The following is an 18,862-nucleotide window of genomic DNA, read 5'->3' on the forward strand; positions in this document are numbered from 1 at the left end:
ACAAAATAACAGAACTGCCGCACAGCCGGTAGGAAGAGGAACCGGCTGGTATTACTTTGATGAATCCAGCGGAGAATATCTGCCCTGGTAAGATCAGAACAGTATCCTGCGCAGAATTACAAGAATGACGATATGCAGCGGGTAAAATGCATAAAAGAAATATTTGGCAGCTTTTCCCCGGATAAAGCCCCGCTGTCCGTTATACATATTGATTGGAAGGAAGGCAAAGCAGGCTTTCCACTCATAAGCAAGCCAACAGCTCCCTATGATCGCCTGGGGAGCTTTTTCATTGCGAAGAAGATACATGATCAAAAGAAAAACATATCCCTTCCAGCCATAGTCTGCCTTCAGAAAAAAAGAAACAGCAAGGAGACCAAGCATGGATAGAAGCTGCATATCCCGTCTGTCCTGAAAATATTCCAGAGCACAAAATGCAAGATATCCAAGAAAAAGAGTGAAAAATACATTCTGTTTTTCGTAGTGCCAGGTATCTGCAAACATATAGTTCCATGGAAGCTCGGAGATCAGAGCAAAAATCAGAAGATTCCTGCCATATTTTTTTCGGCTTCTGGTATGGAGAAAACCTTCCAGAAGAAGGAAACAGTAAATGGGAAAAGCAATCCGGCCAATATCACGACAGATCCGATAAAGGCTGTATCCGGTCTGTCCAATATGGAAAAGAGGTGTAAGGGCAGGGGGATAAAGGCTTAAAAGTATGCAGGCACTGTGATCGATAAGCATGGTGATCACAGCAATCATTTTAAGGGCGCTTCCGCTTAAAATCTGAAATTTTCCGGGCAGGAACGAAGGCGGAAGAGCCACTGTGATTTGATCTTTAGACATAAGGTTCTCCTTTTTTTATGATATTTTTCAGTTTATCATATTATCAGATGAGATTCCAGTGCGTGTTTTGGCGAATACTGGACTGAATTATAAGAAATGACAGGAAATCCTCATTTTTTTTTACAAAATTTGACTGGACTATTGGACGTTTTTATGAGAAAATATGATAAGGTTGTTAAGGGAGACTTAACAGCATTAAAGTAAATCTACACTTGAAAGGAGTTTTACAATGATTTATTCACGCGAAGTAGAAGAAATGTGTCCAGTGGCACAGGGCGTTCATCATGGAGCTGCTCCTATCCCGGAAGAAGCAAAATGGGTACAGGCAAAAGAAGTAAAAGACATTTCCGGTCTGACACATGGTATTGGCTGGTGTGCACCTCAGCAGGGCGCATGTAAGCTGACACTGAATGTAAAAGAGGGTATCATCCAGGAAGCACTGGTAGAGACAATCGGATGTTCCGGTATGACTCATTCTGCAGCTATGGCTTCTGAAATCCTTCCGGGCCGTACTGTACTGGAAGCTCTGAACACAGACCTTGTTTGTGACGCGATCAATACAGCTATGAGAGAACTGTTCCTTCAGATTGTTTACGGACGTTCCCAGTCTGCATTTTCTGAGGACGGACTTCCGATCGGAGCAGGACTTGAGGATCTTGGAAAAGGACTTCGCTCTCAGGTTGGTACAATGTACGGAACTCTGAAAAAAGGACCTCGTTATCTGGAAATGGCAGAGGGCTATGTAACAGGTATCGCTCTTGATGAGGATGATGAGATCATCGGATATCAGTTCGTAAGCCTTGGAAAAATGACTGATTTCATCAAAAAAGGTGATGACCCGAATACTGCATGGGAAAAAGCAAAAGGTCAGTATGGCCGTGTTGACGATGCTGTTAAGATCATCGACCCGAGAAAAGAGTGATCACAGGATCTCACGACATTTTAATGCTGGATCATTGTGAGCAGCATATCAGATGAAAAAATCAGGAGGATAAGTAAATGGCTTTATTTGAATCATACGAGAGACGAATTGATAAGATCAATTCTGTTTTAAACAGTTATGGAATTGCTTCCATTGAAGAAGCAGAAAAAATCACTAAAGATGCAGGTCTGAACGTTTACGATCAGATCAAAGGCATCCAGCCGATCTGTTTTGAGAACGCTTGCTGGGCTTACATTGTAGGTGCGGCTATCGCTATCAAAAAAGACTGCAGAAGAGCAGCAGATGCAGCTGCAGCTATCGGAGAAGGTCTTCAGGCTTTCTGTATTCCGGGATCTGTTGCAGATACACGTAAAGTAGGTCTTGGTCATGGTAACCTTGGCAAAATGCTTCTTGAGGAAGAGACAGAGTGCTTTGCATTCCTGGCAGGTCATGAGTCTTTTGCAGCAGCTGAGGGCGCTATCGGTATCGCTGAAAAAGCAAACAAAGTTCGTCAGAAACCGCTTCGTGTTATCCTGAACGGACTTGGAAAAGATGCAGCTCAGATCATCGCAAGAATCAATGGATTTACATATGTTGAGACAGAGTATGATCCATACACAAACGAAGTTAAGGAAGTATTCCGCAAATCCTACTCTGAGGGACTTCGTGCAAAAGTTAACTGCTACGGTGCAAACAGCGTTCCGGAAGGTGTTGCTATCATGTGGAAAGAGGGTGTAGACGTTTCTATCACAGGTAACTCTACAAACCCGACACGTTTCCAGCATCCGGTTGCAGGAACATACAAAAAAGAGTGCATCGAAAAAGGTAAAAAATACTTCTCTGTTGCATCCGGCGGTGGTACAGGACGTACCCTTCATCCGGACAACATGGCAGCAGGTCCTGCTTCCTACGGTATGACAGATACACTTGGACGTATGCATTCTGACGCTCAGTTTGCAGGTTCTTCTTCTGTACCGGCTCACGTAGAAATGATGGGTCTGATCGGCGCAGGAAACAACCCGATGGTTGGTATGACTGTAGCTGTAGCTGTTTCGATTGAGGAAGCAGCTAAAGAAGGCAAATTCTAATCAAACCTTTTTAATTAAAGAGTCAACAAACCTTGAAAGTACCGTAGTTCCAAGGGCTGCGGTACTTTTCTTAATTTTGATTGTGAAAAAGAAGATGTAATTTGAGGCAGTGTGAGAAGTCTTGAAAATGGTAAGATAGGCAACAGGTAGGTAACAAGTAGGTAACAGAGCGAAGGAAACAAAAAGAATAACCGATCACAGGAAAAGAAAAGCCGCAACCACAAGAGTTACGGCATTTTTTCTATCTCGTCTCTGAGCCACTCAATATCACGGATTGTATAGACCGCCTCGGTTACGTCTGTGATCTTGTGACCGGCAAGACGTTTCACAACGTACTCATCTACGCCCGCCTTTTTTGCCATTGTAATGAATGTTGTTCGTGGATCATGCGGCCGATGTTCGGAACGAAGGTGCAGTGCGGCAACGACCTTGTTAAAACGCCCAGCGTATTTGTCATAGGTGATTCTCATACCGCCCTTGGTAGCCTCCGGATCATTAAAGAGGCGGTCGCTTCCAAGAGAAACTGCTTCGTCATAATTTCTTTTTACCAGGTCCCGAATACGAGTGTGGATCGGGACGGTACGGTGCCTGCCGGCCTCAGTCTTCATACCGCCGGTAATACACCACTTTTCAAAGTCAACGTCTTTTAATTCCAAGAGTCCCATTTCTTGAGGACGCCATCCCATATAACACTGTATAAGCAACCAGTCGGCGAATTTAATATTGTCAGCAGCACTCCAAAGGGCTTCCATCTCAGAATCATTGAAGTTAATATGGCCACGCTTTGCGTCTTCTTTTTCTTTGATGATATCATTTGAAAGTTCAAAGGTACGAGCATAGTTTTTCGAGACAAGATCATATTCCATAGCATAGTCCAGCATGAGGTTAAACATGGATTTTATTCTGGATTTCGTTCCCGGAGATGCAGACACCTTAGCTCCGGCATCCTTGCCCCGGTTTTGAATTACATATCCGTCTTCCATGATTCCTTTTATGTGGCGGGCACGCAGATCCTTTACACGCATCCCCTGTATGGCGTGACAATATCTCCATGCAGCAATGATTGTTCTGGATGAAGAATCACTTTCAAGGGTAGGAAAATAAGCAGCGGTCCATTTCTCGTAAAGCTCTGCCAGAGTCATATTGTTATTTTGTATATCATAAGGGTTGGCTCCGTATTCAGCCAAGGCCTGCAGGGCATCTTTTTTTGTTTTGTAGGTTCCAAGAGGAATACGGTTTTGTACAGCTTTTCCGGTTTCCTCGTTTATGATCCAGCCCAGAGTCACACGAGCCAGATATGGTTTACGCCGGTTTCCAGACAACTTAGTTACACTTCCATAGCCATTCGGTAGTTTCAATAGATCATCTCCTGTCATAGTGTAATGGTTTCGATAATGTTTCCAAGATCCTGGAAATTTGTTTTTATCGGCTCCAGAGAAAGGAGAGAGTTTAGGCCAATGCTTTTCTGGTTAGGCTTTTGCTGATCCAGAACAGAAGTAGGCAACACATAAAATTCCCAGAGATCAAGATTTCTTATGGATTGCTCGCGACTTCTGGCTGTGTATAGGCAAAAAACATACAGATCAGAATGGCGGCTCCGCTCGGGAGAATATCCTGTTTGCGGATTCCAAGCTCGCTTTGGAGCGATGTCAAAGACAATGTGTGAGAAGTAGTCCTCGGTCCAAGATTGAAGATAAGCGGCAGATTTTACTTCAATCCTTCTCCCTGAAGGACTGGTTAAATCATACGGTGTCCAGTCAGTTCTCAAATTTTCTCGGGGGGGGGTAAAAACGAGAATGATTTTTTTACGAGAAATTCTGCCAGTACTCCACGAAGCGTATTATTAAGTAGATCAGAATAGGCCCAGCTCCAAAATTCAGAGATGGATATTCCAGTATCGTTGCCATCGAGAGTAAATTTCTCATTTCCGTTTAATAGTTCCATTGTTTTCTCCTCATCAGACAAGGACAGCTGGCAAGTCTCCATTCAAGGACTGAAGCAGAGCAATTTGACAAATTCCATCTGAAAGAGGACCGTAAGAATGAACCATGCAAATAAGCGATTCGTCAGATAAAGAGATACGGGCCTGTAATCTTTGAATTTTAGCGGTTGTCCTGTACAAAGTTTGTGTGTCACAGCAATTAAGACTTGCGCAGAATGAAGAGAGGTAAAAAAGAATGGCCGGTGCATCATGCCCGGCCATCTCTTCTGTTCTTGCAAGTGCGAAATATTTGGCTGCGTTGTGTTGCATAAAAGAATCCTCCTGTCAGTACCATATTTTACGATACCAGTTCAGCCGGATAATCTTTTCCCTTCGCCGATATATTTCTTAGAGTCCTCGACAGCACGCAAGAATCCCTTAATTTCTCCCATGAATTCATACTGCTTGCTCATGGGAAGTTCATGGAATAGATCCAAAAGTTCTTTGTCCATTGCGGAAAGCTTCGGTTCTTGAATTTCTGCTTGCTCAATAATAGCAGGGCGTTCTTGACCGGTCAGGAGATAATCCAATGAGACGCAAAGGAAATTTGCGATAGTCGGCATATAGCGAGCCGGAGGATCTTTCTTCCTGGTTTTCCATGTGGACATAGTAGAGGTTTGAATATCCAGAACTTTGCACAATTCTATGGCCGTTTTACCACGTTCTGCGAGTAAATCGGATATGCGCTCAATGATTTCCATGACACACCTCCAAATGTAAAAATATTCGTAAATACGAGGTAAAATCTTTACAAATACGCAGATTCGTGATACAATATAACTATGAAACAAATAATTATTCGTGGTTGCGAGCCTTTGATTAAAAATTTGTTCCATGGCAAGTGCGTGTTTGTAATAACTCGTATTTGTATTATAACACGCACTCAGAGAAAATGCAAATGCGAAATGCGGATGCAGGAAAGGAGATTGATGCAAATGAACAATATTGTTCCCATTTCTGAATGGTGTAAGGACGTAAGGGTTGCTCTTGCGAAAAAGGAAACTAACCTTCAAAATGTGGCCAAAGAGATAGGACATAGTTACACGACAGTAACAGCCCTTATCAGTGGACGTGTTGTGAAAGATAATTACCTTGAAGTCGCAAAGAAAATTAACGAAGTTTTGGAAGTAAATGTACTTCCAAAAAAACCACAGCTTCCGTCTGATGAATGGTGTGGGGCGGTACGAGCAAAACTGTATGTAAAAAAAATGAATATCAGTGAGCTGAGCCGATCCATCGGATTCAATCGAGACAAAGTATCGCTTGTAATGAACGGTCATGCACTTGATTGGGCGGTGATTGACAGAATTAATGAAGAACTCAAAATCGAAGTGCCGGTCGTTTCTGCAGGTACTAATTAGATTATAAGTGAAAGTAAGGTAAATGAGAATGGGACGGAACCCTATAAAAGAAAACCAGAATCCGTATTTTAAAGCCAGAAAACAGGCAGCAGAATGGGATGCAAGGCTGGAAAGCAGAGAGAGAGCATCAGAGCTTATAGGAATAGCGGCCTACACGCTGGCAGACTATGAACTTGGAAATGTAAAAAGAGTGCCAGCTGATAAAGTTCTGATAATGGCGGATCTGTACAATGCACCTTGGCTCCTGAGCAATTATTGTAAGAACGAATGTCCGATCTGCGGTTTTCTTCCACTTGCAACGGAAGAAAAGAGTATATGCAGTGTAACAGTAAGGTTATTAAAGGCCTTGAAAGAAGATGAGCTAGAAGATATGAAAAACCAACTGCTTGAAATATCTCAGGACGGAAAGATCAGGGATGACGAGGTAGGAGTGATGCGAAAAATATCAGAATATCTTGATGACATCGCAGAGGTAATAAGTGAATTTAAGATTATGAGTGATAAAGCTCTGAAAGGTAAATAGGAAGATATAATGCGGAAGAATGTACAATATTTAAGAGAAAATTTGATACAGATTGTAGTCGGAATTCTTCTGATGAAATGGGCTGTGAGTTACGCATATCAGGCGCGGGGTTATGACGCGATAGGGAGTGAATGGTTAGTATTGCCGTTCACCATTTTTATTTTTAACTGGGGAAAAGCCGTGTGGGAAGATTTAAGAGGTGAATAGGTATGTGTGCAGTATGTAGAAAAAATCCATGTGACAGCAGATGCCCGAACGCAGAAGAGCCGAAATCCATATATACCTGCGAATGGTGCAAGGAACCTATTTATGAAGGTGACAAGTATATGGATACTCCAGAAGGCCAGGTTTGCAAAGATTGTATAGAAGGCATGAGCGTAACAGAATTTTGCGAGCTGATTGGAGAATCATTCAAAACAGCAGAGAAGGAGGAAGAATAAGATGGCAGATCAGACAGGAATGCAGCCGGCAACACCACAAGCAGCACCAGCTGTTCCGGTAGTAAATCAGGTAAAGCAGTTGCTTTCCCAGGATAAAATCAAAGAAAAATTCGGAGAAGTATTAGGGCAGAAAGCTCCTCAGTTTATGGCTTCAATCACTAATACAGTATCAGGAAGTGCGCAGTTGAAGAAATGCCCTGCAAATTCAATTATCGGAGCTGCGTTTGTAGCAGCAACATATGACCTTCCGATAGACAGCAACCTTGGATTTTCGGCAATCGTTCCGTATAACGAGAGTGTTTGGAATCCCAGGAAGAAAGACTGGGAGAAGGTTCCGAAAGCTCAGTTCCAGATGATGTACAAAGGCTTCATTCAGCTGGCAATCCGGTCTGGATATTACGAGCGAATGAATTATGCAGTTGTATACAAGGACGAACTGGAATCGTACAACCCAATAACAGGCGAGATTAAGTTTGTGGAAGATTTTAGTAATTGCAAGCAGAGAGATGCTGGAGATGAAGCAAATGTGGCCGGATATTATGCTTGGTTTAGATTGAAGACTGGTTACAGTCAGGAGTTGTATATGTCTAAGAAAGCAGTGGATAATCATGCAAGAAAGTATTCCCAGGCGTACAGATACGATCTGAACAAAGGTAAGAAGTCAAGTAAGTGGACCACGGATTTTGAGGCAATGGCACTGAAAACGGTCATTAAGTTGCTTCTTAGCAAGTGGGGAATTTTATCAGTGGATATGCAGAGAGCCATCCAGGACGATCAGAAGACGTATGACGAAGAAGGAAATGGAACCTACGGTGATAACAAGCCGGATTCAGTTCCGGAATTGGAAGCACAAGATCCGTTCGAGGTAGCAGAGGAAGAGCCAGAAGATGTAGATATCGATGCAATGTAGGAGGGATGACACATGGTTTTGACGGCAGAGAATTATTATAGCCAGGAAGCGAATGAAGAATATATGAGCGTGTCGCAGTTCAAGGATTTCTGCGGTACATATGGGAAAATGTCTTGTGAGTTTACTGCAATGGAAAAGCTGAAGGGAAGATGGGAAGAGCCGAAATCGAAGGCTCTCATGGTTGGAAGTTATGTAGATTCCTACTTTGAGGGAACACTTGATAAATTCAAGGCAGAGAATCCGGATCTTTTCAAGAGAGACGGAACACTGAAAGCTGAGTTTGTGAAGGCAGATGAAATTATTCAGAGAATCGAGAGAGACGATTATTTTATGAAATTCATGTCCGGAAAGAAACAGGTAATTATGACAGGCGAGCTGTTCGGAACAAAGTGGAAGATTAAGATGGACAGCTACATTCCGGATATTGCGATCGTTGATTTAAAGGTTATGGCATCGATCACAAAGCTGGAATGGGTAAGAGATATTGGATATCTGGATTTTGTGCGGTACTGGGGATATGACATGCAGGGTGCAATTTACCAGGAAATCGTCCGTCAGAACACCGGAAAGAAGTTACCGTTTTATATTGCTGGAGCTACTAAGGAAAGCGAACCGGATATTCGGATCATTCATATCACAGACAATTATCTGGCCGAGGCACTGAATCTGGTAGAAATGAATATGGCAAGAGTCCTAGCGGTGAAGTCAGGGGATGCAGAGCCGGATCGGTGCGAATTGTGTGATTGCTGCAGGAAGACGAGAGTTCTGAAAGCCCCTATCTCTATTACAGATTTGACAGCAGGTATCTGATATGGCCGAAAAGAAGTATTATTGGCTGAAAATGACGGACCAGTTCTTTGAGGATAAGGCAATAAAGAAGCTGCGGAAGATAGCAGGGGGCGATACTTATACGATCATCTATCTGAAAATGCTGCTGACGGCAATTAAGCAGGGAAACAAAATGTATTTTGAAGGAATCGAAGATGATTTCATGGAAGAGTTGGCGTTGGAGCTGGATGAAGATACAGATAACGTGAAGGTAACAGTAAGCTATCTGAAAAGCAAGGGTCTGATAGAAGTTCTTGGAGCAGACGAAATATTGCTAACGCAATGCGCTGAGATGGTTGGATCAGAAACGGATGCCGCAAGAAGAAAAAGACTGCAGAGGGACCGGGAACGGAATCGGGCAATAGGAACAGATCCGGTGGCTGCCCTGGAAGAAAAGCCAGAGATTGCTGCAGAAGAAAAGCCGGCCAAGAAAAAAGCCGAGAATACGATCCAGTTATTTCATCGTTTGGTTGAAGATTACAATATCTCTGAGCCTGTCCGAGAAAAGATGGAAGTTTGGTTCCGATACAAGATGGAGCGAAAGGAATCATACAAGGAGCAGGGAATGAAATCATTGCTCAAGAAGACTGAGAACAATGAAGGGAGCTATGGAGCAAATGAAATCTGCAATCTGATCGAAGACTGCATGGCGAATAACTGGAAAGGAATTATCTGGAAAATCCTGGAGGAAAGAAAGCAGCAGCGACCGGCAACAAGAACTGAGCAGATACAACAGAGGGTTAGCGAGGTAGATAGCTGGTAATGGAAAGAGAACAGTTCAAAGTTTTGGTGAAGGCTATGAAGGCTGTATATGCACAGCCAACCTTCATTCCGGATCAGGATGCGTTTAATGTATGGTTCGCATTGTTGGGAGATCTGCCATATAAACAGGCAGAGCTGGCAGTTCAAAAGCATATGGCAACGGAGAAATTTCCACCGACAATAGCAGATATAAGGGAAAAGGCAGAACAGATCACTTCTGTAAAAGAAACAGAAATGAGCGAGCTGGAAGCCTGGGCGATGGTGAGAAAAGCAATCGGAAGGTCAAATTATTATGCGGAAGAGGAATTTGAGAAATTGCCAGAAGCCTGTAAGATAGCGGTTGGAAACCCAAGCAATTTAAGAGAATGGGCGATGATGGACTCAGACCAGGTTGGAACAGTGGAGCAGTCACATTTTGTGAGAAATTATCGGACGGCAATGCAGAGAATCAAAGAAGACCGAAGAATGCCAGAAAAGGTCAGGACAGCAATAGCAGAGGTAAAAAAACAGCAGATGCAGATTGAAGACAGGCAGGAGAAACCTAAGTTGCCAGTCCAGGAAGAAAAAGAGGACGAGACACGAGGTAGAATGTCAGAAGAAACCAGGAAAAAACTGGAGGCATTGCGAGGAAAGATGGGAAATATCGGGAGGTAAAACAATGGCTTTTAAAAAAGTAGCAGAGATCAGTATTGATAAGTTGGAGGATAGAAAAACTGTAACAGCAATCTTGTACGAAAATGGATATACGGTTGGGCCAGGAAAGCGTAAGAAGACACCGACAGGGAAACAGCTTGACTATTATCTTAAAGTTTATAAGGAAATTGAGGAGGACGGAAAGGATGAATAATCCAGAGGCGTTCAAGGAGGATGAAGTGCGGAGTATAAGATTCGTTATTCCAGGCCTGCCGTTTGGTAAGCAGAGACCGAGAGTGACCGTCAAGAAATTTACTGGTAATGATGGAAAGGAAAAGAGATTTGCGAAAGCATACACACCAGAAAAGACGGTCAATTATGAAAACTTAGTTAAGATGGCGTATCAGGAGAAAGCAAAAGGAAAAAGGTTCAAGGACGGGGATATGTTGGATGTGCGCATCATTGCCTATTACAATATCCCGCTGTCTACCAGTAAGAAAAAAAGAACGATGATGCTGGAGCATAAGATCCGGCCAACTAAGAAACCAGATTGGGATAATATCGGAAAAATTGTCTGCGATAGTTTGAACAATGTTGCGTATCACGATGATAACCAGGTCGTAGATGCACAGGTAAGAAAGTTTTTCTCAGAGAACCCAAGAGTAGAAGTGATAATAAGAAAGGTGGAATGGTAATGGCAACAGAAGAAAAACAGGTAGTAGAGGAAACAGCGGTAGCTCCGGGGAAAATGGAATTTAGATTGATTAGCCCGACAGAGAGTGGATTTTTGAAGCATATCGAATGGAACAAAGAAGAGCTACTGATGGCAGTCAGAAACAAGGTCGCATCGTATGAAGGAATCGTATATACCGAAGAAACGGTTAAATCAGCAAAGAATGATAGAGCAGAGTTGAATAATCTTGTTAAGGCAATTGACGAACGAAGAAAAAAGGTAAAGGAGGTTATCAATCAGCCATATGCAGAGTTCGAGAAGGAACTAAAGGAAATCACTGATCTTATCAAGAAGCAGTCGGCAGAAATTGATGAACAGGTAAAAGCCTTTGAGACTGCAGAAAAGGAAGAAAAGAAAGCTAAGATTATGGAGGCTTATGAGAACGCCATCGGGAATCTTGAGGAAATTTTGCCATTTAGTAAAGTATTCGATCAGCGGTATCTTAATAAGACATATAAGCTGGAAACAGCAATTTCAGAGGTACAGAAGAGAATCGAACAGGTAAAGACTGATCTTGAAACCATCGAAAGTGTATGCGGAACATACAAGTTAAATGCCAAAGATGTGTATGTCCGCACATTGGATTTATCAAAAGCTATGGCAGAGGAAAAACGCCTGAAAGATTTGGAAGAAAAGCTGGAAGCGGAGCGTATTCAGAAGAAAAAAGATGAAGAAAAAAGAAGAAAAGCAGAGGCAGAGCGCATCCGAAGGGAAGAAGAACAGAAGGAAATCGAGAGACAGAAAAAAGCGGAAGAAGAGCGTATTGCTGCAGAAAAAGCTGAAGCAGAGAAAAAACAGAGCGTTCCGGAAATGCCGCAGGATGTTCCGGCAGAACAGGACGTTGTTCCGGAAAAAGAGGAAAATGTTCCGGTACAGGAGTCAGAACCGGTAATTGATCCGTTTGCGCAGTCGCAGCCAATTCCAGAAAAGAAGTGCAGAGCTAAGTTTTTTGCAATCGGAACCAAAGATCAGCTGAAAGCATTGGTTGAGTACATGAAGGAAAGTGGAATCAAATACGGAAAGGTGGAGTAAGACATGGATAAATTTGTGAAGGAATTAGATTTTAACAGTGATACATTTGCAAATGTAAAGAGAGATATGAATTTTGTTCTGCAGAGATTGATCGGAAACATGCTGGAGAAAGGTAGTACGAATGGAAGTTTTACATTGAAAATTGATGTCAGTTTCACTCAGGAATATATTCCGAATTATGATCCTAAAGTAGAAGGCGAGAGCAGGAAAATCAATAAGCCAAGTTTCAAGCATAAAGTTACATCTACCGTGCAGATCGCGGACAAAAAGGACGGCAATATGGATACAGAAATGGAGCTGGCATTTGATGAAGATAGTGGTGAGTATGTTTTACAGCCGGTAGCCAATACAACGCAGAAGAGTATTTTTGACAGTGATTATAAAGAAAATCTGAAGTCGGAGAATGAAGAGGAGTCAGAAAAAGAAGAACCGAAGGGAATCCCTCAGTTACCTGGCCCGACAGAAGCGGAAGACGAGGATGTAATCGATGCGGAATATACGGAATTAGAAACTGCTCAGAAACCAGATGAAAATTCGGAAGAAGATGTTACGGATGAGATTCTGGAAGACGCGGAAGAAATTGAGCATGATTATGATTATGAGAATCCGGAGGAATTTTTAAATGAATGAGAAGACATGTAAAAATTGCATAGAAAACGAGGACGGTTTATGTGACCGCAAGGGCATATTGGTAGACGAGGATGATAGCTGCGAGAAGCACAGGGAAGACTGGCGGCAGAAATTGTTGAGTAAATTTGATAAAAGGGAACGTGGAATAGGAGGACAAAAGAATGAAAGCCAGAAAAATTATTGAGAATACATATACATGGAATCAGGTGAAAAAAATCTTGGAAACAGGAAGAGCAAGAGAAGAATTCGGCATTGGTGGTGAATTAACTGTAATGGTTGAAGGTATCGGAGAGGTGGCAATGCAGATCTTGGATTTTGACAGAGAAAGAGTTGTACCGTCTGGCAAAAATCACAATATGACAGTAATGTTTAGAGATCTGATACTTGAAGAGAAACAGTTTGATAAAGACGGTAATAATACTTGGAGAACATCAAGTCTCCGCACAGAATTAAATAGCCCAATGTTTATCAATCGATTCGAAGAAGGATTCCGGAATCTCATTGTACCCGTGCTGAAAGATAACACAGACGGAATCGATACAGAGGACACTTTTTTCCTTGTATCAAATGATGAATTGAAAAACAAGAAAAAAAGATATGCGTTTTTTGAGACTGAAAAGGACTGCGTGAAAGTTAATAAGAATGGAGAAACTGATTGGTACTGGACTCGTTCAGCTTACCGCAGCCTTGCTAACTACGTTATGTTTGTGGGTAGCAGTGGCGGCGTCAACGACGCGTACGCATGGAATGCGAATACGTACGCCCCGATTGTCTTCCTAAAGGCATTATGGTTATTGCATAGCAATAATTGCCCTGAAGATATAGACAAGGAGCCGAAATCCCTGGCACAGCCTAAACAATACCGCGGATAATCGAAAGAGACAGTACGTGACTTATAATAAGCCCGACAGTACTGAGAAACTGCGGAAAAACAAAAAAATGAAAGAACATATAACAGATTTTGATAGTTTGTACGAATCAATGACGAAGTGCAAGAAAGGTGTATCTTGGAAACCTTCGGTGAAATCTTTTGTCCTGAATGCGGAGGAAAATATACTCCGAATGGAGAAACAGCTACAAAATGGAACTTGGAAAAATGGGAAACCTAAAAAGGTACTGATTACATATCCAAAACGTCGGGAAGCACTGAGTATACCATTTAAGGATAGGATATATCAAAGAAGTATTAATGATTATTCGCTTTATCCGCAAATGACGAAAGGGTTTATCTATGCAAACTGCGCTTGCCAGAGTGGCAAGGGAACTGATTTTGCCAGAAAGCTGGTGAAAAAATATTTGTGGAACTACTTCTGTCAAAATGGTTTAGATGGATGGGTGGTACAGGTAGATATCCATGGGTATTACTTAAATATGCAACACAAAGACGCAGAATCACAGATTCAAGAGCGCGCAGATAAAGACACTGCCGAAATGTCATGTGGTGTTCTGAGGGATCAATATGCAGGAGACAGCGGATACAATCCCGGGTCACAAATGGTGCAGATTGTTGGGATATCATTGCTGGATCCAGTAGATCACTATGTCAAAGAAAAGTTGCATGTAAAGAGATATATCCGGTACATGGATGATTTTTGGGCGCTTGTTGAGACCAAGGAATGTGCAGAAGAACTTTTGACTAATATAACAGTTAAGTTAAAAGAGTATGGTTTGGAGGTGAATAAAAAGAAGTCTCATATCATTCCGCTTAATGAAGGCTTTGTGTTTCTTGGATTTCAATATCGTCTCACGGAAACCGGGAAAATCATAATGACCCTGGATCCGGATAGTGTAAAGCATGAAAGGAAGACACTTGCCCGGATGGAAAGTAAAGTCCGAAAAGGTGAATTAAAGCCAGAAAAAGTGGACGAGCACCACGAATCCTGGGAAAACAATGCAAGTAAAGGAAATTCGTACAAAATGCTGAAAAGAACCAAACAGTACTTGAAACAGTTAAGAAAGGGTGAAAGAAATGAAAATAAGAAAAATGACGCAGACTCCGGCAGAAGTAGCAGAGGATGAGAACTGCAAAGCTGCTGTTGAAAAACAGAAGGAAAAAATTGAAAACCAGAATGTTTTGATTCAGTATCTCGCAGCAATGACGGACGTCTATATTCCGGAAGAAACAGAAGAAGAGGAGGAAAATTATGTACAAAATATTGATGAAAATGAAGGAAATCTACAGTAGAGAAGAATGGATGAAGATGGTTGAACAGGCCAAAGAGCGGAAAAAGATTACGCAGGAAGAATATGAAAGCCTGGTTAAAGAATGACAGTGCTACAGATTATTGCGAAGTTATGGTCGCACATCACAGATTTGCGCCTATATGCAAGAGGCAAAAGTAGTAAAACTCTGGCAGAGATTGAAAAAGACATAGCGATAACAGAATGTTATTGCAGTGTATATATGGAACAGGAGGGATGCTGCGATGAGGATTAGAGCAGAACCGGAACAGCATTAAAATTTGAAAAATATAATATGAGGTGGTGACAATGGAGCCATTTGTAAAAGTTTTTGGCAACATAACAGTTGACAAGATAGCATTGCTTATAGCAGCTATCTTTTTTTTATGGAAAATCTACAAAAAAGTAGAGGATTATTTTTCCAAACGCGCCTTGTCCGAAGCAGAGAGGGAGAAAAAAATACAGGATATCTTAGATCAGGCTCAGATGTATCCGAAATGGCATGAGCAGAGTATCCAGTATCAGAAAAAATATGCAGAGGAAATTGACAGTCTGAGGGAGACACAAAAGGAGATAATCACAAAATTGGACGATGCTGAGAAAAAAAGAAAAAAGACGAAAAGAAACGAGTTGCGTGACAGGCTTCTCCAAATTTACCGTTATTACACCAGTAAAGAGAAGAATCCATTATTAGCATGGTCAGAGATGGAGTCGGACGCTTTCTGGAAAATGTTTGGCGATTATGAAGAAGCTGGCGGAGATGGAGATATGCATACTACCGTACAGCCGGCAATGAGGTTGCTAAATGTGATTCCTATGCATGAGCAAGACAGAATTGCTGAGCTTATGCAGAGTCGGAAATAGCATAATCTATAAATCGGCTTTTAGCGGCTTTTCTGTATTTAGGCAAACAAATCCTCACACGAGGGAATACAAACCAATCCAGAACCTATACGGAGTTCACAGGGCTATTATAGAGCCACAGAAAGGAGATAATATGGAGTTATTAGGAATTTTAAAACAGGTACCTGCACCGGTATTATTAATTGCAGTGCTGGTCATTTTGGCAGCGACAGTGGTGATTGTATTTCAGTATCTGAAACAGAAAGGGTTAGACGGCATCCGGGCGGATGTGTACCAGCTGATCTTGAAAGCTGAGCATATGTACCGTGAATCTGGAACCGGTAAACAGAAATTTGAATGGGTAATCCAGCAGGCAAGAGGATTGCTACCAAAGTGGCTGCAGGTCTTTGTAACAGAAAAAGCGCTTAAAGAGATTGTCCAGAACTGGTTTGATGGAATTAAAGATTTATTGGACGATGGTAAAATCAACCAGTCTCAGAAATGATGTAAGAGGGGCTTCGGCCCCTTTTTTATGAAGAAAGAGGAGAACAAATGAACAGTAAAAATATTGATGTTTTGAGAAAAATTTTGTATGCAGTAGAAACTGGCGGTCAGGTCTACGGCAGGCAGAGATATGATGCTTTTATCGGCGCTGGAGCAAACACGCCGAATGAAAAGGCAATCACAATCGGAGCCGGACAGTGGTATGCAGGGGAGGCAAAGCGGCTTTTGCTGGAAATCCAGAGAGTAGACCCGGTAAGATTTGGAATCCTTGATACGCAGGGAATTGCAGACGATCTTAAAAATAAAGATTGGTCCAGATATGCGATTTCTCCGACATCTGCAAAGGCAAAGTGCATTGTAAGTATTATCTCTTCATCTACTGGAATCCGGTGCCAGGACTGGTTCATGGAGACTCAGATCAAAGAGTATGCGGAGAGTATTACCAAGACTTATGGTGCCATGCCGGACACTGCTCTGATGGAATGTATTAATATTATCCATCAGGGCGGATCCGCGGCTTTGAAGAGGATATTAGGAAAGACGGCAAAGCCTTACACAGCTGAGAGGATTTATACAGCCCTCTGTACGGACCCAGCGGATAAAAGTAATAATAATCAGGTAGGGGATTATACCACCCGACAGAAAAAGGTTATCGAAATGATCAGGACGTACGCAGAAGATAAGGAGGTAGCAGATATGAGCCTGTGGAATAAAACGAAAGAGCTATTGGACAATCAGGTGGGATACCTGGAAAAACGCAGCAACGCAAATCTGGACAGTAAAACCGCCAATGCCGGATACGGGAATTACACGAAATATTCCCGGGACGTAAATAATATGGGGCTGATGGGATGCCAGGGACAGCCCTGGTGCGCGACATACCAGTTTTGGGGTTGTGCCAAGATTTTTGGAAAAGCAAAGGCACTGGAAATCATGGGGAATGGGTTCTATAATTGTAATAGCGTTAAGGCTCATTCCCGGTCAAAAGGAACATGGCACAGTACACCAAAGCTGGGAGCACTGGTTATTTTTCGGAATGGAGCACATATTGGCCGGGTTATCCGGATTGCAAATGGCCGGATCTACACAAATGAGGGAAATACATCTTCCGGCGGCTTGAATAATGTAGAAGCAAACGGCGGCTGTGTCGCAGAAAAAGTCTATACGGTTGGAAACAGCCAGATCGACGGATATGTATGGATAGATTATGAAGCAGAAACGGAATCCGGAACTGAGGGCAAGCCGTGGAAGGCAACTGGAACAGCTACAGCTACAGTAGACAATCTTTTTGTCCGCACCGAACCAAACGGCGAGGTGATCGGAGAGATGATGAAAGGCAACCGGTTCGAGATCAATGGAATCAAGGACGGATCCTGGACACAGGTCAATGTAGCGAATATTGGTGTAGGCTGGGTATGGACTGCGTATATCCAGAAAGACGGCGCACAGACCAATGAGCCCCCTAAACAAGAGATCCCAAACAAACAGGATAAGACGCAGCGGCTCTTTGTTGGGAGAGTAACAGCCAATGTTCTTAGTGTTCGGACATGGGCCGGAACAGAGCACCCACAGATAAAGTCGTACCCAACCTTAAAAAGAGGGAACCTTGTTGACGTGATGAATTATACCCAGACAGCTGCAGACGGTGGCCAGTGGTACTACATCCGAATTGCCGGAAAATACTATGGGTTTGTCAGCGCTCAGTACATTGTAAAAAATTGATAATGATGATTTTAATGGTGCTTATTTTGTGTGTTATCATCATAAGCCTGTTGCTGGTATTGCTTGCTGGTGGGCCGAAGCTTGACAAAGATCAGAAAAGCGAGGATGAAGCGCAGATGTGTTATTTGAAAGACTGGAAAAATAGAAAGAAGAAATAGCCTTTTAAGGTTGTTGGTAAAGCAAGGAAATATATCACACGCCCTGGTCCTTCGGGACTGGGGTATTTTTTATTGCAGAATGTGGAGCAAGTTAGAGGCAAAAATCAATATACAAAATAACCAAAAATTCAATGCCATTTTTGACGAAATGTGCCTGAGCAACGATAGAGAATTTTTCAATACTTAATATGCCTAAAAGCCAAAATCCGGTATAGAAGCGTGTACGAGCGTATAGCCCTATATGCTTTTTCGGGGAATTGCTTGTGGTTCCGGTAGATAATTTGTGAAAAATATGATATTCTTAAAGAGCTGCCGAACCTCCAGCAGAAAGGAGGTGAAATCATTGGATAAAATAATCGCCATTATTCTTGTCCCTGTCGCAGTAAATGTAATTAGCTACTACATTTGCAAATGGCTGGACAGAAAAGACAAATAGGCAGCATAGCAGCCTAAGGCATAAGCCACCTACATAACGGAATAGAAAACCCCAGAGATCTGATCCATCTCCGGGGTTTTCGTTTTGCTCATTGGATAATCGCCATTACCCTTAGCTGTTTTCAGTATATGCGTATCAAACAGAAAAGTCAACCAGTAATTTTACCGTTTGCAAAATCGAGTTTTCCACATTGTCCACACTCAGTTGAGGATAAGATACAAATGCGCAAAGCCTTATAAATAAAGGAGAATTTTCATATTATAATAAAAAACGTGTGACATTGTCCCATTAATGTCACGAAACCGTCACGTCACTATTACTCTATATCTATT

General features: G+C 42.3%; 25 protein-coding genes. 20 read left to right on the forward strand and 5 right to left on the reverse strand.

Annotation, left to right across the window (positions count from 1 at the left end):
* Positions 1-93: 93 nt before the first annotated feature.
* Positions 94-843 (reverse strand): TraX family protein, encoded by a 750-nt coding sequence (locus tag RDS42_RS04490; RefSeq protein WP_308782584.1) that lies wholly within the window; start codon positions 841-843, stop codon positions 94-96.
* 229 nt (positions 844-1,072) lie between these two features.
* On the opposite strand from RDS42_RS04490, the gene RDS42_RS04495 reads away from it, so the two are divergent.
* Together RDS42_RS04495 and RDS42_RS04500 are read left to right on the forward strand one after the other, a co-directional pair.
* Positions 1,073-1,765: a hypothetical protein gene (locus RDS42_RS04495; protein ID WP_308782585.1), complete on the forward strand. Its 693-nt coding sequence runs from the start codon at positions 1,073-1,075 to the stop codon at positions 1,763-1,765.
* Positions 1,766-1,842: 77 nt separating this feature from the next.
* Positions 1,843-2,853 carry a GGGtGRT protein gene (locus tag RDS42_RS04500; protein WP_308782586.1) on the forward strand — a complete coding sequence of 337 codons (1,011 nt, stop codon included), beginning with the start codon at positions 1,843-1,845 and terminating at the stop codon, positions 2,851-2,853.
* A gap of 227 nt (positions 2,854-3,080) precedes the next feature.
* Here RDS42_RS04500 and RDS42_RS04505 read toward each other — a convergent pair whose 3' ends face one another.
* The 4 genes from RDS42_RS04505 to RDS42_RS04520 all read right to left on the reverse strand — a co-directional run bounded on the left by RDS42_RS04505 (position 3,081) and on the right by RDS42_RS04520 (position 5,535).
* Positions 3,081-4,211 (reverse strand): site-specific integrase, encoded by a 1,131-nt coding sequence (locus RDS42_RS04505; RefSeq protein ID WP_308782587.1) that lies wholly within the window; start codon positions 4,209-4,211, stop codon positions 3,081-3,083.
* A gap of 406 nt (positions 4,212-4,617) precedes the next feature.
* A complete protein-coding gene (locus RDS42_RS04510; protein WP_308782588.1) occupies positions 4,618-4,797 on the reverse strand; it encodes a hypothetical protein in 180 nt (59 codons plus the stop codon).
* A gap of 13 nt (positions 4,798-4,810) precedes the next feature.
* On the reverse strand, positions 4,811-5,104 hold the full coding sequence (locus RDS42_RS04515) for a hypothetical protein (protein ID WP_308782589.1): 294 nt from the start codon (positions 5,102-5,104) through the stop codon (positions 4,811-4,813).
* Between the two features lie 41 nt (positions 5,105-5,145).
* Positions 5,146-5,535 carry a helix-turn-helix domain-containing protein gene (locus tag RDS42_RS04520; protein WP_308782590.1) on the reverse strand — a complete coding sequence of 130 codons (390 nt, stop codon included), beginning with the start codon at positions 5,533-5,535 and terminating at the stop codon, positions 5,146-5,148.
* A gap of 234 nt (positions 5,536-5,769) precedes the next feature.
* Here RDS42_RS04520 and RDS42_RS04525 point away from each other — a divergent pair, with 234 nt between their 5' ends.
* From RDS42_RS04525 to RDS42_RS04610, 18 genes are all read left to right on the forward strand, one after another.
* Positions 5,770-6,195: a hypothetical protein gene (locus RDS42_RS04525; RefSeq protein ID WP_308782591.1), complete on the forward strand. Its 426-nt coding sequence runs from the start codon at positions 5,770-5,772 to the stop codon at positions 6,193-6,195.
* A gap of 28 nt (positions 6,196-6,223) precedes the next feature.
* The gene (locus tag RDS42_RS04530; RefSeq protein ID WP_308782592.1) at positions 6,224-6,718 is read left to right on the forward strand and encodes an XRE family transcriptional regulator; all 495 of its coding nucleotides are present in this window, start codon (positions 6,224-6,226) and stop codon (positions 6,716-6,718) included.
* 209 nt (positions 6,719-6,927) lie between these two features.
* Complete coding sequence (locus RDS42_RS04535) at positions 6,928-7,158, forward strand: hypothetical protein (RefSeq protein ID WP_308782593.1); 231 nt, start codon at positions 6,928-6,930, stop codon at positions 7,156-7,158.
* 1 nt (position 7,159) lies between these two features.
* Positions 7,160-8,068, forward strand: a complete 909-nt coding sequence (locus RDS42_RS04540) for a recombinase RecT (RefSeq protein WP_308782594.1) — start codon at positions 7,160-7,162, stop codon at positions 8,066-8,068.
* 12 nt (positions 8,069-8,080) lie between these two features.
* A complete protein-coding gene (locus RDS42_RS04545; protein ID WP_308782595.1) occupies positions 8,081-8,878 on the forward strand; it encodes a PD-(D/E)XK nuclease-like domain-containing protein in 798 nt (265 codons plus the stop codon).
* A gap of 1 nt (position 8,879) precedes the next feature.
* Complete coding sequence (locus tag RDS42_RS04550) at positions 8,880-9,659, forward strand: phage replisome organizer N-terminal domain-containing protein (protein ID WP_302390314.1); 780 nt, start codon at positions 8,880-8,882, stop codon at positions 9,657-9,659.
* Positions 9,659-10,312, forward strand: a complete 654-nt coding sequence (locus tag RDS42_RS04555; RefSeq protein ID WP_308782596.1) for a replicative helicase loader/inhibitor — start codon at positions 9,659-9,661, stop codon at positions 10,310-10,312. Before RDS42_RS04550 ends, RDS42_RS04555 begins: the two co-directional genes overlap by 1 nt.
* A 4-nt stretch (positions 10,313-10,316) precedes the next feature.
* Positions 10,317-10,505 (forward strand): hypothetical protein, encoded by a 189-nt coding sequence (locus tag RDS42_RS04560; RefSeq protein ID WP_302390318.1) that lies wholly within the window; start codon positions 10,317-10,319, stop codon positions 10,503-10,505.
* Positions 10,498-10,986 (forward strand): RusA family crossover junction endodeoxyribonuclease, encoded by a 489-nt coding sequence (locus tag RDS42_RS04565; protein ID WP_308782597.1) that lies wholly within the window; start codon positions 10,498-10,500, stop codon positions 10,984-10,986. The genes RDS42_RS04560 and RDS42_RS04565 overlap by 8 nt, the downstream gene beginning before the upstream one ends.
* Positions 10,986-12,056 carry a DUF1351 domain-containing protein gene (locus RDS42_RS04570; RefSeq protein ID WP_308782598.1) on the forward strand — a complete coding sequence of 357 codons (1,071 nt, stop codon included), beginning with the start codon at positions 10,986-10,988 and terminating at the stop codon, positions 12,054-12,056. The genes RDS42_RS04565 and RDS42_RS04570 overlap by 1 nt, the downstream gene beginning before the upstream one ends.
* Positions 12,057-12,059: 3 nt before the next feature.
* Positions 12,060-12,686 (forward strand): hypothetical protein, encoded by a 627-nt coding sequence (locus tag RDS42_RS04575; protein ID WP_308782599.1) that lies wholly within the window; start codon positions 12,060-12,062, stop codon positions 12,684-12,686.
* Entirely contained in the window at positions 12,679-12,870 is a 192-nt protein-coding gene (locus RDS42_RS04580; RefSeq protein ID WP_302390325.1) for a hypothetical protein, read from the forward strand. Before RDS42_RS04575 ends, RDS42_RS04580 begins: the two co-directional genes overlap by 8 nt.
* Positions 12,848-13,558: a DUF6273 domain-containing protein gene (locus RDS42_RS04585; RefSeq protein ID WP_308782600.1), complete on the forward strand. Its 711-nt coding sequence runs from the start codon at positions 12,848-12,850 to the stop codon at positions 13,556-13,558. The genes RDS42_RS04580 and RDS42_RS04585 overlap by 23 nt, the downstream gene beginning before the upstream one ends.
* A gap of 16 nt (positions 13,559-13,574) precedes the next feature.
* The gene (locus RDS42_RS04590; RefSeq protein WP_308782601.1) at positions 13,575-14,705 is read left to right on the forward strand and encodes a reverse transcriptase domain-containing protein; all 1,131 of its coding nucleotides are present in this window, start codon (positions 13,575-13,577) and stop codon (positions 14,703-14,705) included.
* Complete coding sequence (locus RDS42_RS04595) at positions 14,656-14,871, forward strand: hypothetical protein (RefSeq protein ID WP_308782602.1); 216 nt, start codon at positions 14,656-14,658, stop codon at positions 14,869-14,871. The genes RDS42_RS04590 and RDS42_RS04595 overlap by 50 nt, the downstream gene beginning before the upstream one ends.
* A gap of 305 nt (positions 14,872-15,176) precedes the next feature.
* Positions 15,177-15,731, forward strand: a complete 555-nt coding sequence (locus RDS42_RS04600; protein WP_308782603.1) for a hypothetical protein — start codon at positions 15,177-15,179, stop codon at positions 15,729-15,731.
* Positions 15,732-15,864: 133 nt separating this feature from the next.
* A complete protein-coding gene (locus RDS42_RS04605) occupies positions 15,865-16,215 on the forward strand; it encodes a hypothetical protein (protein WP_308782604.1) in 351 nt (116 codons plus the stop codon).
* Between the two features lie 47 nt (positions 16,216-16,262).
* The gene (locus tag RDS42_RS04610; RefSeq protein ID WP_308782605.1) at positions 16,263-17,936 is read left to right on the forward strand and encodes an SH3 domain-containing protein; all 1,674 of its coding nucleotides are present in this window, start codon (positions 16,263-16,265) and stop codon (positions 17,934-17,936) included.
* The last annotated feature ends 926 nt before the right edge of the window (positions 17,937-18,862 follow it).

Origin of the sequence: uncultured Blautia sp. (assembly GCF_902497045.1) — a bacterium.
GTDB lineage: Bacteria > Bacillota > Clostridia > Lachnospirales > Lachnospiraceae > Blautia_A.

Excerpts from the sequence above, each read along its gene's own strand:
- RDS42_RS04490 (WP_308782584.1), bottom strand. The coding sequence starts at position 843 with ATGTCTAAAGATCAAATCACAGTGGCTCTTCCGCCTTCGTTCCTGCCC.
- RDS42_RS04495 (WP_308782585.1), top strand. The coding sequence starts at position 1,073 with ATGATTTATTCACGCGAAGTAGAAGAAATGTGTCCAGTGGCACAGGGC.
- RDS42_RS04500 (WP_308782586.1), top strand. The coding sequence starts at position 1,843 with ATGGCTTTATTTGAATCATACGAGAGACGAATTGATAAGATCAATTCT.
- RDS42_RS04510 (WP_308782588.1), bottom strand. The coding sequence starts at position 4,797 with ATGGAACTATTAAACGGAAATGAGAAATTTACTCTCGATGGCAACGAT.
- RDS42_RS04515 (WP_308782589.1), bottom strand. The coding sequence starts at position 5,104 with ATGCAACACAACGCAGCCAAATATTTCGCACTTGCAAGAACAGAAGAG.
- RDS42_RS04520 (WP_308782590.1), bottom strand. The coding sequence starts at position 5,535 with ATGGAAATCATTGAGCGCATATCCGATTTACTCGCAGAACGTGGTAAA.
- RDS42_RS04525 (WP_308782591.1), top strand. The coding sequence starts at position 5,770 with ATGAACAATATTGTTCCCATTTCTGAATGGTGTAAGGACGTAAGGGTT.
- RDS42_RS04530 (WP_308782592.1), top strand. The coding sequence starts at position 6,224 with ATGGGACGGAACCCTATAAAAGAAAACCAGAATCCGTATTTTAAAGCC.
- RDS42_RS04535 (WP_308782593.1), top strand. The coding sequence starts at position 6,928 with ATGTGTGCAGTATGTAGAAAAAATCCATGTGACAGCAGATGCCCGAAC.
- RDS42_RS04540 (WP_308782594.1), top strand. The coding sequence starts at position 7,160 with ATGGCAGATCAGACAGGAATGCAGCCGGCAACACCACAAGCAGCACCA.
- RDS42_RS04545 (WP_308782595.1), top strand. The coding sequence starts at position 8,081 with ATGGTTTTGACGGCAGAGAATTATTATAGCCAGGAAGCGAATGAAGAA.
- RDS42_RS04550 (WP_302390314.1), top strand. The coding sequence starts at position 8,880 with ATGGCCGAAAAGAAGTATTATTGGCTGAAAATGACGGACCAGTTCTTT.
- RDS42_RS04555 (WP_308782596.1), top strand. The coding sequence starts at position 9,659 with ATGGAAAGAGAACAGTTCAAAGTTTTGGTGAAGGCTATGAAGGCTGTA.
- RDS42_RS04560 (WP_302390318.1), top strand. The coding sequence starts at position 10,317 with ATGGCTTTTAAAAAAGTAGCAGAGATCAGTATTGATAAGTTGGAGGAT.
- RDS42_RS04565 (WP_308782597.1), top strand. The coding sequence starts at position 10,498 with ATGAATAATCCAGAGGCGTTCAAGGAGGATGAAGTGCGGAGTATAAGA.
- RDS42_RS04570 (WP_308782598.1), top strand. The coding sequence starts at position 10,986 with ATGGCAACAGAAGAAAAACAGGTAGTAGAGGAAACAGCGGTAGCTCCG.
- RDS42_RS04575 (WP_308782599.1), top strand. The coding sequence starts at position 12,060 with ATGGATAAATTTGTGAAGGAATTAGATTTTAACAGTGATACATTTGCA.
- RDS42_RS04580 (WP_302390325.1), top strand. The coding sequence starts at position 12,679 with ATGAATGAGAAGACATGTAAAAATTGCATAGAAAACGAGGACGGTTTA.
- RDS42_RS04585 (WP_308782600.1), top strand. The coding sequence starts at position 12,848 with ATGAAAGCCAGAAAAATTATTGAGAATACATATACATGGAATCAGGTG.
- RDS42_RS04595 (WP_308782602.1), top strand. The coding sequence starts at position 14,656 with ATGAAAATAAGAAAAATGACGCAGACTCCGGCAGAAGTAGCAGAGGAT.
- RDS42_RS04600 (WP_308782603.1), top strand. The coding sequence starts at position 15,177 with ATGGAGCCATTTGTAAAAGTTTTTGGCAACATAACAGTTGACAAGATA.
- RDS42_RS04605 (WP_308782604.1), top strand. The coding sequence starts at position 15,865 with ATGGAGTTATTAGGAATTTTAAAACAGGTACCTGCACCGGTATTATTA.
- RDS42_RS04610 (WP_308782605.1), top strand. The coding sequence starts at position 16,263 with ATGAACAGTAAAAATATTGATGTTTTGAGAAAAATTTTGTATGCAGTA.